Source organism: Methyloferula stellata AR4, assembly GCF_000385335.1.
Taxonomy (GTDB): Bacteria; Pseudomonadota; Alphaproteobacteria; order Rhizobiales; family Beijerinckiaceae; genus Methyloferula; species Methyloferula stellata.
The window spans coordinates 2,581,479-2,595,596 of sequence record NZ_ARWA01000001.1 but is presented as its reverse complement, the minus strand read 5'-3'; the positions used below and the strand labels follow the sequence as shown (position 1 = coordinate 2,595,596).

Sequence of the window (14,118 nt, the reverse complement as noted above, 5' to 3'; positions counted from 1 at the left end):
GCGGCAAGGCTGGCTCTCACAGCAATCCCAAGGATATGAGTTCGCGCCGCAAGGCATCGGGCAAGTCCGCGCCCTTGGTCCATATGGCCATATCCGGCGGCGCATCCTTCGGGTCGAGATAGCGCCAGCCTTGAAAGGCGCGATGCGCGCGGGGCTCGACCGCAACAAGCTCCTTGTCATAGACGAGTGCGCAATGCGCGATGCCATTTTTCATCACCGGCCGGAATTCGAGCAGTCTTTGCCGCGCGCTGACCCAGCCCTTGATCACCCAATAGAGCGAACCGCCATCCAATATTTCCGCGGCGCGGCGCGGCGCATGACGGGTGACATGAATGAGTTCCTGTGTCTCGCCATCGCGTTTCTTTTCCTTGAGGCGCCGGCTCTGCCATGCCGCGAGGTCGGACAAGGTCTCGATGCCGACGCACAGCTTGATGAGATGAAGCGTCATGAGTGAGCTTAAACGGCCAATATTTTGGCGGGCTCGATTTCGCCGCGCCTGATGGCTCCATAATAGGACCAGAGCAAATGCGCGGCGACACCGCGATGCGGGCGCCAGGCTTCCGCGCGAAGATAGAGCGCCTTTTGGCTCAATCGTGCCTCGGCGCGATCGGCAAGACGCAGCGCCTCCTGCAAGGCAAGATCGCCGGCCGGAAAAAGATCGCCACGACCCTCGCAAAACATCAAATAGACTTCCGCCGTCCAGCGGCCGATGCCTTTGATCGCGGTGAGCATGGCGACAGCCGCCGCGTCGTCGAGGCTTCGCAGCGCCTCAAAATCCAATTGCCCCGCGACATTGGCTTCTGCAATCGCCCGGACGTAAGCCGCCTTCTGCATCGAAAGGCCAAAGGTTTTCAACGCATCGATATCGTGACGAAGGACTTTCTTCGGCGTGACGGCGCCAAGTCCGGCCTCAAGGCGCGCCCAGATGGCCGCGGCGGACGCGACCGAGACCTGTTGTTCGAGGACGAGCTTCACCAAGCCTGGAAAGCCGGCGGGCTTCGAGCGCCAGAGAAAGGCTGGCGTCGCTTCATGCGCAATGGCGAGCGCCGGGTCGAGAAGAGAGAGCGCGGCGCGGGCGGCGGCGATCTCTTCAGCCGATCGAGTGCTTTCCATCACGCAGCTTCTAACTCCACTGTCAGTCCTCAAGCGGCCAGCAGCCCAGCACATTATGGCGGCTCTCGCCATAGGGGCTATGGATCAGGCGGAATTCATCGACCTGCCAGCTCACCGGTTCAATGAAATCGTCCGGCAGCGCGGTAGTCTCGCGCGATAGAGTGAGATGCGGCGTGATGCGCTCGCGCGGACATCGCAGACCTTCCAGCCTCAGCGTCAGATAGATCGCGCCATAGAGCAAGTCTATACCGATCAATCCGTCATCGCCGGACAAAACGCAGGGGTGCAGGCCCTTCCTGTTTTGAAAGCTCATGAGGCGGTTCAGAGCAAGTTTGAACCGGCGGCGCTTCACCTTTGAGGCGGCCTCGCTGGCTCGACCGACCAAATCGTTGGGCGGGGCCTGATACGTGCCGAGGCCATTGAGCGAAATATGCAGACGTTCGCACGCCACGCGCGGACCTCTCAAAAGGCCCTTTTCGAACATGCGATCTGCGAAACGGGAAATGTGAGCCGCCGTCTCGACCGGCGGATAAAGCGCGAAGAAGAGAGCGTGCCGTGGCGCGCGGCCCAGCATAGCCGATAGCGAAGAACGCATGACAATAATTCCACAATGACAAGGACATGCTCATTGCCCTGCCCGTATGAAGCCTATCATCCGTTAAGAACAAATCAAGAATACATAATGGGACCGCGCATGTTCACGGTGCATCCTTCACGTGTCAGTTCTTGGCGAGTCTTCGGGCCTTGGCCATCCCATTCCCTGACTTGGGCTGTTTATGATCTTTGGCCTTTGCCTCGAGCCAGGCTCGCGTTTGATCGAGCACCTCATTGGACAGCTTCGGGTCGTCGCTCGCGCGCGCCAGGATCATCGCCCCGACCATCGCTGCCCAGCTGCCGATCGCTGTTTGGCGTTTCTGAACGCTATCTTCGCCCACGGCAACGCGGCTGAAACGCTCGATCTGCTGTCTGAGACCCTTCGTCAGCTCTGTGCGTGCGCCACCGGCCTGACGGATCGTCTCCGCGGCCAAAGCGGCGGTAGGGCATCCGCGGCCCAGATCGTCGCGATGCGCCCGCGACAGATATTCAGATGCGTAGGCCGACAGGTCGCTTAACGGCCCGGTCGTGGTCCGCGTCAGCGCTTCTGCGAGTGTTTCGGCGATGAGTTCATCCTTCGACTCAAAGTAGCCGTAGAAGCCGCCATGGGTAAGACCGGCCGCCTGCATGACGTCCGCGACCGTGACGGCCTCGAATCCACGCTCCCTGAACAGCCGGCCGGCGGCGTCGAGGATCGTCCGCCGGTTTTCCATCACCTTTTCGCGACTAACTCTCATGACCGTCTCCGGGGAAGCCTTGACAGATATACATGACATACATCATGTATACAAATACATGATGATGATCATGAATATCTCAAGCCGGAGCGCTCGTCATGAGCGTGAAGCGGCCCGTACTCGAGCGCCAGGAGGATGATATGACTGAACTCAAAGTCGCGAGCCGCGACCCCGCAACGCTGGAAACAGCGCCCACCCGTTACGTCGAAGCTGGCGGGATTCGCTTCGCCTATCGTCAGCTCGGCCCATCAACGGGGACGCCGCTGGTTCTGCTGCAGCATTTCTCAGGCAACATCGATGCGTGGGATCCCGCCGTCGTGAACGCCCTCGCCGCAGATCGCCCGGTGATCGCGTTTGACAACGCCGGGGTCGGCCGCTCGACGGGCCAAACCCCCGACAGTGTCGCAGCGATGGCGCGCGACGCGGTTACTTTCATTGGGCTGCTTGGTTTCGCCAAGGTTGACCTGCTGGGCTATTCCCTCGGCGGCTGCGTCGCCCAGCAGATAGCGGCCGAGCACGGTCAACTGGTTCGCAAGTTGATCCTCGTCGGCACCGCGCCGCAGGGCGGTGAAGAGCACTTGCTGGCGGTCCTCAAGGAGGCCTTCTCACACAAAGAAGCGCCGGATCCGCGGCTGCCGCTCTTCTTCACCCAATCGGCTGGCAGCCAGGCCGCCGGCAAGGCGTTTCTGGACCGGGTCTATGCCCGCAAAGAAGATCGGGACACGGACGGCGGCAGCGCTGTGACGGACCCGCAGGCCAAGGCGCTGATCACCTGGTGCGCCACGCCCGATCCTGAGCACGCCATGCTGCGGGCCATCAAGCAGCCTGCCCTCGTGGTCTGCGGCAGCAACGACACCATGCTGCCGGCCGACAACGCCTACGCGATGTTCAAGGGGCTGAGCAACGCTCAGCTGGTGCTCTATCCCGACTCCGGTCACGGTGCTCTCTTCCAACACCACGAAGCGTTCGTCAGCCATGTCCGGACCTTTCTCGACGCGTAATTGAGAGCCATCAACCCGGCCCGGTTCGCCACGCGACCGGGCCGTGCGGTCTGCGCCTGACGCGACATCCCCTTCTTATGTGTTGGAGTGCAAATGAGCGAAGCATCGACTCTTGACGCGAAATTCGTCCGCAAGGTTGAAGAAAACCAACTTCGGCTTCGCGGCTCCTTGCGGGACACCTACGATTTCATCGTCTGCGGATCCGGCTCGTCCGGCGCTGTCGTGGCGCGGCGGCTCGCCGAGAATCCGGCTGTCTCGGTGCTGCTGATCGAGGCCGGCGGCAGCGACAGCGTCCCCGAGGTGGAAATGGCTGTGGCGTGGCCGATGAATCTCGGCAGCACCCGCGACTGGGGCTTCACAGCCTTGCCCAACCCCCACCTCAACGGGCGTGCCATCCCGATGAGTATGGGCAAGGTACTGGGGGGAGGATCGAGCATCAACGTCATGCTCTGGGCGCGTGGCCACAAGACCGATTGGGATTATTTCGCCGCCGAGGCCGCCGACCCCGCCTGGAGCTACGATTCCGTTCTGGCCATCTACCGCGAGATCGAGAACTGGCAAGGCAAACCCGATCCGGTCCGGCGCGGAAAGAATGGCCTCCTTTACATCACGCCTCCGACCGAGCCGAACCCCGTCGCAGTCGCGATGCTCGACGCCGCCACCGAACTCGGCATCCCTGTCTTCGACGATCAAAACGGCGACATGATGGAAGGCCCGGGCGGCGCATCCTACTTTAACCTGCGCATTCGCGACGGCCGGCGGCAGTCGATTTTCCGGTCCTACACATTCCCCGTGATGCACCAGCCGAACCTTACGGTGCTGCCCGGCACTATGGTCACGCGTGTGCTCATTGAACGGGGCGCGGCGATCGGCGTGGAGTGCATCGTCGACGGCCGGGGCCGCCGTTTCCTCGCCTCGCAGGAAGTGATCCTGTCGCTTGGCGCCATCCACACCCCCAAGGTGCTGATGCAGTCCGGCATTGGTGATTCTGAGACGCTCGCGTCGCTGGATATCCCGTTGCTCCAACATCTCCCAGGCGTGGGCGCCAACTTCCAGGACCACATCATGGTCTCAAGCTGCATCTGGGAATATCCGGAGCCGATCGCCCCCCATGGCAATGGCGGCGAAGCGTCCATCTTCGCCAGGAGCGCGCCGGAGCTCGATAGTCCCGATATCCAATTGCTTCAGATCCAGTTCCCCGTGCCAACTCCCGAACTCGCGGCGCGTCACGCCATACCGGCCGGATCCTGGGGCATCTTTCCGGCGCTGCTGCGTCCCCACAGCGTAGGCCGTCTGCGCCTGACGGGCGCCAAACCCGAAGACCCCATCCTGATCGACTCGCAGATCCTTTCCGATCCGGCGGACCTGACCGCATTGCGGCGATGCGTCGAGCTCGCGCGCGAGGTCGGCAACACCAAGGCGCTTCGGAGCTTCGTGAAGCGGGAGGTCATGCCGACGGCACTCACCTCTGCCGCCATGGACGATTTTATCCGCGACGGCGTGACGACCATTTGGCACCAGAGCTGCACCGCCAAAATGGGGCAGGATGACATGTCCGTCGTGGACGGCCGTCTCAAGGTCTATGGCGTGGACCGTCTCCGCATCGCCGACGCCTCCGTGATGCCGCGGATTCCTCTGGCCAATACCATGGCACCCAGCGTCATCATTGGCGAGCAGGCAGCCAGGGCAATCGCCCGCGAACGTCAGCTTTGATCGGCTCGAAAGCGAACACGTAATCGACGCGCCGTTCGCTTCAACGATGATGCGCGGCGCGTTTTCAATTGTCGGTCATCACGGCGCGTAACGCGTAAAGACGAAGTCGTGGTCTTTCGCATTGGCCTGATGGCAGGGAAAGCAGGTCTCGTGCTGCGCTTCGTCGGTCGGCTTGCCGCCGATGAAGCGGCCGAAGCCCCAGCCGCCCGTCTCGGCATATTTTGACGAGTCCTTGACCATGATCTGAACCGTCGTAGGCGCGCCTGGGACATAGGCCTGCATGGAACCCAGCGCCGCGTCGTCGCCGACAGACGACAGTTCTTTCCAAGCCACTTTGGCGATGATCGTGCCGTCCGGGAAAGGCAGCGTGCCGTCGACAAAGGCTTTCATCGCGACGGGGTTTCCGAGAATGCCGCGCAGCTCGTTGAGCTGGCCTGCCTCATGCGACACGGCGATCATGGACCATTGCCTATAACCTGTAGGGATTCTGACGCCGAAGATCGGCGAGGCCTCGTCTTCGGCGCCTCCGGCGGGGGCGGACATCGATGCGATGATGCAGACGCTTGTCGCGGCTGCGAATGCCAAAAGTGGGATGCGTTTCATGGATGCGCCCTTTCACATGCATGAAAGTGAAAATGAATTTCACTTTGGATCGTTGGATCGCAATGCGTGCAGTCCTAATAGCCGCAATGGAATATCTGGCCGTCGCGGCCCCTCCCCGTATGCGGCGGGCTGGGCCTATGCAGAGGCTAACGCCGATCTCGATTGCCGTCGATGTCGACAAAGCTGCGGTGAAGCTCTGCTCGTCACATCATAGCACACGGCTGATGCCGTTTACTTCGCGGTTGATGCGGGCCTGCCGCGGCTAAGACACTGGCCCTGGCCAATCACGCGCACTCTCCGCGCGCGTCTGAAGGTTGGCATTTGAGATCATCAACTCGCCCCAGAACTCATCAAAGATAGGTTTTATATCTTCAAAAGCCTTACCATGGACTTCTGGAATCAAGCCCTTCGAAATCAGCCATATCTCAAATGCTCCAACTCCCTTAAAAACTTGCTGCTTTTCATCGTCCAGTGCCGAAGTCACCGAAGGGATAACGTCGAGTACAGAGATTCCACCAACTTCAACGATCCACTTCGATTGCTCGATAGCACGCTCAATCTCCCAAACTGGTCTCGGGTCAGAAGAATACCCATGAAATCTGACTTGGAATGGATTGTTCTTGCCCAAGACAGTTGGCAAGCATGAGATGAACAATTCCTCTAGGTCATGCCTGTCCATGTCAGGAAGGACATAGGCAATTTGCCGGCAATCCCTCTCACCCGCAATGGGCGAATAAAACCGGAACTCGAAGGGTGTTACATACCCAAGAAGTACTGGATTGAAGTTAATACTCCACAAGCAGCCAAGAGCGCCTTCGTACGATGCCAGATCTTCTCTCCAATAACCATCCACAGCGGTTGGAATGAATTGCTCAACAAACAGTTTCTTAAAAGCATTGAATCCAAAAAGCATCCAATGATCCGTGACGTACAACATCGGAAACTCTGGGTCTTCCTCGGCCTTTCTTTGCATGTACGCTGTCATCATGCCAAGGTATCGGCTCGACATCGCGCTCTTTAGGTCGGTTCTCGAAACTGCACCCGCTTCTATGTGCCCTCCTATCGGCGCAACTTCTATAGTTTTCAGCTCGCCGAAGAACTGTTTTGGCCAGTCATCAACGCCCTCTACCTCTTCTGCTCTAGCGAGAAGCAGCATCGCCGTTAGCGCCATCGATGCGGTCACCTCATCGGCTTGATAAGGCAATACTCGCACTCCGTCCCAGCATCGATTGATAAGCGTAGACACACTACCGGAGAGATGGGACTTCTGAGGAGAAAGACTTGCGACAAAACACATCAACCGACCTGTAGCGCGGCTTTGTCGAATTGGGCCTTGAAACGCCGTTACCAGCTCCTCCCTCGCCAAGTCTGGCTGAGTAAAATTTACAATTGGAAGAGTGATGATTTCAGGATCGTCAACGATTGAAACGCTTTCAATCGGCGGGAACACCCATGCGGGTTCTTGCTCAAACCAATTTGCTTCGAACTTCGGCATCGCACGCCATCGAAAAGAACCTGGGTACGTCTCTCGATGCGTAATAAATTTGTATCGAATGCCTTCCAGATTCTCCGTGACCTCTTCGACCTGCCTCCGATAAATCCACTGGTCGATAATACATTCGAGGGCGCTTTTTCTGACTGGATAAAGGCGAGTTCGTTCTTCGGCGGCTAAGCTTGACACGGGAAAGTAGATGCGGATTGCCTGGTCACGAAGCGTGTCCGCTAAGGTTTCATCAAGGAATTGAAGGAACAAGCCTTTCTGAGATTCCAATCGCCAGAGATTGTCAACATTGATCCTTGTTAGACGTGCTTCTTTAAGCGACGTCAAACCGGCTTCCAAAAAACAGTAGATGACAGCCTCGGATGATGCTTCTCCAGCGGCCGATGTCTTCGCGAAGAGTGCTGCGATTTCCGGATTTGTTGTCAGGTCAAGAAAGGCGGTTGGAATTCCATAGTGTTGTGCGATGGCGGTGATCGAAGCGTCTTCACCGCGGTAGACGGCCATTTGCGGCACGCTTCGGGCCCACTCTTTAAAGTACTCAAGTTCTTTCAATGCGGTCGCTCTGTACTCCCCCGAGGTGCGGAAGATGCTCGGAATGAGTTTCGGCCAATCGCGCGTTTGGCCACGAAATAGGTCGGCCTGTCCTTCCTGAACCAGCTGCCAACACTTCTCAACCGCGATCTGTACGCTCTCTACGTGAAAATCCATGCCCCCTCCGATGAAGCTGTCAAATCCTTTCTCCCACTCGGTAGTCGCCGGCGGCTCGCTTGCCACATCATACACAATGTATTGACGCCTTTCACTTCATTGATAATGCGTGGCTCGCTCCCTAACCCAAAAGCCGCGCCTACCCGCCATTCGTCTCGATCAGTTTCACGGCCTTCTTGTCGAAGGACACGAAAGCCTCAGCGCCGAGCCATCGGCCTTCATAGGCGATGACGCCATCGGCGAAGATGCCGCCCGACGCGGGGGCTGCCCCCATGGACGGAACTCCATCATGGCGGCGAGCTTAACGCGCCCTTTCTATTCTTGCCTTCGAATTCGACATTGGCCCGGCACCATCCAGCCACCCTCATCTCAAGTTACGTCGTGCGGCCCGTTATTTCTTCAGGAATGTGTCGAACCAATTCTTCTGCTCGATCACACCGAAAACGAATACGCCGCGATGGTCGGCAGAATCTCCCGCATCGATCGCCTGCGTCGGTGCGCCGCCCAGCAATGCCTGCGTCTCGGCCGGGAGCATGGCGATAAAATGCGGCGTGACCTCATCCTTGGCGCCATAGTAAGTGTGCAGCGGCATCGCACGCGTCCATCGATAGGCCTCGTCCTCTTCAAGAACCTGCCAATAGGGCGATCCGCCCAGTGCTACGCTGGCACGGAAGGCCGGATTTATGAAGTCCTGTAGCTTTGACGGAGTCTTGGCGGAGAAGGTCTCCCAATTCATCTTATTGTTGTAGAAGGCGCGCGCCGAATCCAGATATTCTGGCCGGATCGCCTCAGCCGTCAGCCCTGTCTGCTGATGATAATATTCCTGCGACTGCAACTGCAACGCGACCACAGCCGGCAGATAAACCGCATCGATGGGCTGATAATTATTCAGCCAGCGGTTCATCGTGAGCGTGATGTCGACTGGCGCACTTGCCACGGCGGCGGCCGTCACTTTCTCACCCAACTCCTGCAGTTTGTGCAGATAGATCATGGTTGCCCAGCCGCCCTGCGACCAGCCGCTGAGAAACAAATGGGTGGGTTCGATCTTCATCGACGCCAATACCGCGCGCGCGGCCAGCAGCATGTCGTAATTCGCCTGGCGCGTGCTGTCCCTGGACAGATAGCTATCTGGAAGATCCGAGATGCCGCGCCCGAAATAATCCGCGCCGATGACGATATAGCCATCCGATGCGAAGCGCGCGATCATGATCTGCGTCTCCGCCGAGCCGTCGGGATTCGACGGCACGTAGCTTTTGTCGAACACCGTCCCATGCTGATAGGAAACCATGGGCATCGCCTTGCTGGCGTCTGCGCCCATGTCGGGAATAGCCACCAGGCCGGAAGCGATGGTCGGACGATTTCCGAGTTCTGGCACCACCGAATGGTATTTTACCCGATAGAGCTTCACCGCATGGGCCGCCGGCGGGAAGGCTCCGTGAAAGGCCTTTGGCTCCGTCGAAGAACTCATGAAATCGTCGAGTTCAGAGCTGAGGATCGCGTTCAGTTTGGCGGTTGAATATGTCTCGATATATTCATATTCCACGCCCGACGAGACGGAAATCGCTTTATCCGGTGTTGCTGCTTGAAGCCGGTCGGCTGAGCCCAACGCGACGATCGCGCAAATTGTAACGGCAAAAGAGATAGATTTTTTCATGGGCCCGTTGTGTCCACTCGTTATTGCGATGCATCGGACACATAGCCGGTAACCCTTGATTTTTTCCTACGCTAGCGCCGAAGCGCCGAGCCATCGGCCTTCATACGAGATGACACCGTCGCCGAAGTCGCCACCCGACGCGAGCTAGCCGAGGCCGCTTTGTAATAGACGCTGCTGCTGCCGCCGCCGTGGATCACACAAGGTGATGGCGCGCAAGGAAGCCTTCAATGGCCTCGTTTACGGGCGCCGGATTGGTCAGGTTGACAGAATGACCACACTCGATGACGAACTCGACACATCGTCGCACAACGAGATGCACCGGGACGCATGAGTTATCAGTTAGCTCCGCCGACAGAATGTCCCGCATGCGAACGAACCACCGCGCGACCCTTGAGGTCATGAGCCGGAAAGCCTCTGGCGAAAATAAAATGCGCGTAACGAAATTATAGCTCCCTTCGAATGGTGATCAGCAAGACCGAACAGACGACTGTTCATCAATCGCGAAAACGTGAAGTCAACCTGATCGAGCGGAGATCAAAGACATGAAAGCACAATTTGCATTCGGGTTAGCCGGCTTGCTGCTCATCACGAGTCATGCAGTACAGGCTGCAACGCAGCCCGTGAATCCGGATAAGGCACCCATAGCAGCCGTGGACCGCTTCAGCGATAAAGCGGCGCATCTGCAGCTGCGCAAGCCCGGTAACGGCATCCCTGGTCCAAATCAACCGGTAGATTTCGACACCGGGCCGTTCATCACGCAAGGCTTTTCGCCCACCAGCGGCGCGCCAGTCCGCTACTATAATTTCGATGCGCAGAGCACCGTACCGGCACCCGACTATGTGCTGTATCGCGAAGGCGAAGACAAACCCGTGGCTGGCCAACTCGACATCATCGACAGCTTGCCTGGCGAGAAAGGCTACAACGATTTCCGGCAGGTCTGGAAAGTATGGGTGCCGAAGACCTATGTCGCAAATACGCTCACTGACGCGACGGAGCTGCGGAAGGCCGGCTATAAATTCGAGAAGACCGATGTGTTGCGCAACATGCCGGTAGTCCCGGACAAATCTGTGGCGCGCCTGCGACTCAACCACGAAAGTCCGGAGCTGCAGCGCGCTTGGTACCACGGCGAAGTTGCAAAATTTTTCGCTTTTAACGAAGCGAATTTATCGACTTCGGATGGAAGCGTTCCGGTTTCGCCAATCTTCGTAGCCTTCAATGTCAACCCGGATCAGCCAAACGGTGGCCCGGCGTCTGGTTTCAAAACGGAGGCGAATGCACTCCAAGCGCATAATGTGCCGGCCACGCTGCCAGGCGATCCGGGGTATTCGCCGCTTTGGTCGGTTGCTGTTTACGACAATGCCGATTGGTCGACGGTGCACGATCTCGCATCGGCTACCAAGGCAAAGATACTTGCCACTGGGGTGGCCGACGTGAACTGCCCGATAGTGTCCATTACGCCTTGAATATTAGGGCAGCAGCCCTTCAATAAAATCGATGGCCGGGCCAGCCCCGGCCATCCAAGCGCGTCCAATGCGGAATTGGGCGTGTGCCCTTCACTCGATTGCGGCAAGCGTCGCTGGCGATCTGCCGCGCGTCAGTCGCGCGATACGGACAGTCCCGCGAGAAGCGGCGCATACGCGGCGAGCCTGCGGGATACGAACTCCGTGAAAAGCCGCACGCGCTTCGTCTTGCGTGTCTCTCCCTGCGTGAGAAGCCAAAGCGTTCCATGCATGTGCAAGTCGGTGCCCGGCACCCTCGCCAGGAGGGGGTCGGCATCTCCGACGAAGCACGGCAATGTCGTCATCCCGAGCCCTTGCCGTACTGCAACGATCTGCGCCTCGGCGTCCGTGGTCCTGAACGGAACCCCCGTGGTGCGAACCTCACCCTCGCTGGCCCAATCCGGAATTCCATGCATGCTTATGACGATCCATCGGATGGGATCAGGCGCGCCCGCACGCCACGCGGCTAGTCGATCGCAGGACATGTAGACGCCGCCGAACAGCTCCGGTCCCTTCAGGCCGTGAAGATTGAGCGGCAGGGTTTTGCGGTCGTAGACGACGCGGATCGCGACGTCGGCCTCTCGGTTGGTCAGATTTGCCAGCTCGCCGGACGACAAGATTTCCATCTCGATGTCCGGATGCAGACGCGCGAAATCGGCGAAATCCGGCATAAGCAGGTGTGTTGCGAGGGGCGGTGCCAGCGTCACCCGCAGACGCCCGCGCACGCTCTGGTCGCGCCCGAAGACGCGCGTCTCCAGAAGGTGCGACGACGCTTCCATCTGGTCCGCGAACTCGAGGACCTCCTCGCCCGCAGCCGTCAGGCGGTAGCCCGAAGGCAGCTTTTCGAACATGTGCACCCCGAGGCGTTCCTCGAGCTGGGCGACGCGTCGCAGCACGGTCGAGTGGTTCACCCCGAGGCGCTCGGCGGCAGCCCGCACCGAGCCTCCGCGCGCGACGGCAAGAAAGTAGCGAACGTCATCCCAGTCGATCATGGTGCAATCCGGCACCGCGGGGTGCGCCTTCCAAAGCCCATATCTAACACATCGAACAGCAGTACAGGCGGTCATCATAGCCTATATCGACGAGTGGCGCGGCCCAATTCCGAACGGCGGACGCCGACGCTCGCGGCTGGCGTCAGTCGCCCATCCGGATCGATTTCGCACCACCGATGTGCGCGCTTCCGCACTCACCGCCTGACGCCGGCAGACCTAAGTCGGGGTCTCGGGGGCCTCCCCGAACGACCAAAGACGGAGCCTGAAGGAGAAGTCATGGGAAAGCTTGAGGGTAAGATTGCAGTCATCACGGGTGGATCGAGCGGCATGGCGCTGGCGAGCGCCAAGCGGTTCGTTGAAGAAGGCGCCTATGTCTTCATCACGGGCCGGAGGCAGGAGGCGCTCGACGAGGCCGTCAAGCTGATTGGCCGGAACGTAACCGGCGTGCGGGGCGACGCGGCCAATCTCGACGACCTCGACCGTCTGTTCGACACGGTCAGCCAAGAAAAGGGCAAGATCGACATCCTGTACGCGAGCGCCGGCATGGGCGAAGCCGTCCCACTGGGCGAGATCACCGAGCAGCATTTCGATGCGACCTTCAACCTGAACACGCGCGGCACGCTGTTTACGGTTCAGAAGGCGTTGCCGCTGTTCAACGATGGCGGATCGATCTTCATGACCGGGTCTGTTGCTTCGGTGAAAGGTTTTCCCGGTTACGGCGTGTATGCGGCCAGCAAGGCGACGTTGCGCTCATTCGCACGCACTTGGCTCAACGAACTGAAGGGCCGGAATATCCGGGTGAACGTGCTGAGCCCAGGGCCGATCGCCACGCCGATGCAGGACCAGGTGCTCACCGCGGAAGCGAAGCAGATGTTCGAATCCCTGATCCCGCGGGGAACGATGGGTCGACCCGAGGAAATCGCGGCGGTCGCGCTGTTTCTTGCCTCAGACGATTCGAGCTTCGTGAATGGGGTGGAGCTGTCTGTCGACGGCGGCTTCTCGGCCATCTGAAATCGCGCCGGATCGCGCCAAGAGATGAAAAGCTTCTACATCAATTCGCGAGGCCCTTACCTCTCGACGCGTCATGCGCGGACTTGATCCGCGCATCCAGGCACGACTCTCATTGATGCCTGGATGGCCGGGTCAAGCCCGGCCATGACGCAACTGAAAGTCTGTTGCTCTAGAGGCCCCTCGCCAAATCGGAGACACATGATGAGCTATGCGATTATAGGATTCGGCAAGATAGGCCAGGCCCTCGCCCACGCCTTCGCCCGTAAAAACATCGACGTGAGTGTCGCGAGCCGCCGGCCGCCCGAGGCGTTGGCGCCGCAGGCTCGGGTGATCGGCCCCACGGTCACCGCCAAGTCGCTGCGCGATGCACTCGAGGCCGACACGCTCATCTTGGCGGTCCCGTTCGGGGAGCATCGCGAGGTTGCAAAGGCCCTGCCGAGCTGGGACGGCAAGACGCTCATCGACGCGATGAACACGTTTGGCGTTCCCCCTGAAGAGCTGGACGGCCTTCCCTCCTCCGCCTTCGTCGCGAAGGCGTTCACCGGCGCCAAGCTCGTCAAAGGGTTCAACCACCTGATTGCGGCCACCCTGGCGACCGATCCGATCGTCGAGGGCGGCCACCGGGTCGTTTTTCTGTCAAGCGACGACGAGGACGCGATCGCTCCCGTCGCGGCCTTGGCCAAACAACTCGGGTTCGCACCCGTCAATCTGGGAAAGCTCGCCGAGGGTGGCGCGCTGGTGGAGGCGCGCGAGCGCATTTGGGGCCCGCTCATCTTCCAGGATCTGTTCAAGAAGGAGCCGTAAGCGATCTCGTGTGATCGACGCCCACGATCGAGGTGAAGGCCAGTCACCTATCGCTCATCTCGCATCCGCAGGAGATCGCCGGCCTGATCCTGAAGGCCGCGGGGTGCGGATAAGGCAAAATGCAGCGCGTCACGCAGTATCCGACAGCTAAGGCTTTTTCCGTCCTGTCCCGACGATAAAGCCGATGG

14 protein-coding genes and 1 pseudogene are annotated in these 14,118 nt (G+C 59.4%); 6 read left to right on the top strand and 9 right to left on the bottom strand.

The window, feature by feature from the left end; genetic code table 11:
• Positions 1-16 precede the first annotated feature (16 nt).
• The 4 genes from A3OQ_RS0112735 to A3OQ_RS22270 all read right to left on the bottom strand — a co-directional run bounded on the left by A3OQ_RS0112735 (position 17) and on the right by A3OQ_RS22270 (position 2,444).
• A complete protein-coding gene (locus A3OQ_RS0112735; protein ID WP_020175781.1) occupies positions 17-448 on the bottom strand; it encodes a DUF1489 family protein in 432 nt (143 codons plus the stop codon).
• A gap of 8 nt (positions 449-456) precedes the next feature.
• Positions 457-1,113, bottom strand: coding sequence for a DNA-3-methyladenine glycosylase family protein (locus A3OQ_RS0112730; protein ID WP_020175780.1), 657 nt, complete (start codon positions 1,111-1,113; stop codon positions 457-459).
• Between the two features lie 22 nt (positions 1,114-1,135).
• Entirely contained in the window at positions 1,136-1,708 is a 573-nt protein-coding gene (locus A3OQ_RS0112725) for a 2'-5' RNA ligase family protein (RefSeq protein ID WP_152428429.1), read from the bottom strand.
• Between the two features lie 124 nt (positions 1,709-1,832).
• On the bottom strand, positions 1,833-2,444 hold the full coding sequence (locus A3OQ_RS22270; protein WP_051116035.1) for a TetR/AcrR family transcriptional regulator: 612 nt from the start codon (positions 2,442-2,444) through the stop codon (positions 1,833-1,835).
• Positions 2,445-2,584: 140 nt separating this feature from the next.
• Between A3OQ_RS22270 and A3OQ_RS0112715 the strand changes: the two genes are divergently transcribed.
• The gene (locus A3OQ_RS0112715; protein WP_026595784.1) at positions 2,585-3,445 is read left to right on the top strand and encodes an alpha/beta fold hydrolase; all 861 of its coding nucleotides are present in this window, start codon (positions 2,585-2,587) and stop codon (positions 3,443-3,445) included.
• Positions 3,446-3,538: 93 nt separating this feature from the next.
• On the top strand, positions 3,539-5,158 hold the full coding sequence (locus A3OQ_RS0112710) for a GMC family oxidoreductase (RefSeq protein ID WP_020175776.1): 1,620 nt from the start codon (positions 3,539-3,541) through the stop codon (positions 5,156-5,158).
• A gap of 78 nt (positions 5,159-5,236) precedes the next feature.
• Here A3OQ_RS0112710 and A3OQ_RS0112705 read toward each other — a convergent pair whose 3' ends face one another.
• The 4 genes from A3OQ_RS0112705 to A3OQ_RS0112685 form a co-directional block, all read right to left on the bottom strand.
• A complete protein-coding gene (locus tag A3OQ_RS0112705; protein ID WP_020175775.1) occupies positions 5,237-5,761 on the bottom strand; it encodes a cytochrome P460 family protein in 525 nt (174 codons plus the stop codon).
• Between the two features lie 262 nt (positions 5,762-6,023).
• Positions 6,024-8,045 carry an FRG domain-containing protein gene (locus tag A3OQ_RS23605; RefSeq protein ID WP_020175773.1) on the bottom strand — a complete coding sequence of 674 codons (2,022 nt, stop codon included), beginning with the start codon at positions 8,043-8,045 and terminating at the stop codon, positions 6,024-6,026.
• Between the two features lie 64 nt (positions 8,046-8,109).
• The gene (locus A3OQ_RS24450; protein ID WP_020175772.1) at positions 8,110-8,244 is read right to left on the bottom strand and encodes a hypothetical protein; all 135 of its coding nucleotides are present in this window, start codon (positions 8,242-8,244) and stop codon (positions 8,110-8,112) included.
• Positions 8,245-8,361: 117 nt separating this feature from the next.
• Positions 8,362-9,624, bottom strand: coding sequence for an alpha/beta fold hydrolase (locus tag A3OQ_RS0112685; RefSeq protein WP_020175771.1), 1,263 nt, complete (start codon positions 9,622-9,624; stop codon positions 8,362-8,364).
• A 542-nt stretch (positions 9,625-10,166) separates the two neighbouring features.
• Here A3OQ_RS0112685 and A3OQ_RS0112680 point away from each other — a divergent pair.
• Positions 10,167-11,087, top strand: coding sequence for a hypothetical protein (locus A3OQ_RS0112680; protein ID WP_020175769.1), 921 nt, complete (start codon positions 10,167-10,169; stop codon positions 11,085-11,087).
• Positions 11,088-11,218: 131 nt separating this feature from the next.
• Here the strand turns inward: A3OQ_RS0112680 and A3OQ_RS0112675 are convergent, their stop codons facing one another.
• Entirely contained in the window at positions 11,219-12,115 is an 897-nt protein-coding gene (locus A3OQ_RS0112675; protein ID WP_020175768.1) for a LysR family transcriptional regulator, read from the bottom strand.
• A 276-nt stretch (positions 12,116-12,391) separates the two neighbouring features.
• Here A3OQ_RS0112675 and A3OQ_RS0112670 point away from each other — a divergent pair, with 276 nt between their 5' ends.
• The 3 genes and pseudogenes from A3OQ_RS0112670 to A3OQ_RS25075 form a co-directional block, all read left to right on the top strand.
• Complete coding sequence (locus tag A3OQ_RS0112670; RefSeq protein WP_020175767.1) at positions 12,392-13,126, top strand: SDR family NAD(P)-dependent oxidoreductase; 735 nt, start codon at positions 12,392-12,394, stop codon at positions 13,124-13,126.
• 201 nt (positions 13,127-13,327) lie between these two features.
• Positions 13,328-13,930 (top strand): NADPH-dependent F420 reductase, encoded by a 603-nt coding sequence (locus A3OQ_RS0112665; protein ID WP_026595782.1) that lies wholly within the window; start codon positions 13,328-13,330, stop codon positions 13,928-13,930.
• 23 nt (positions 13,931-13,953) lie between these two features.
• A pseudogene (locus A3OQ_RS25075) lies at positions 13,954-14,043 on the top strand (alpha/beta hydrolase); the annotation flags it as partial.
• Between the last annotated feature and the right edge of the window lie 75 nt (positions 14,044-14,118).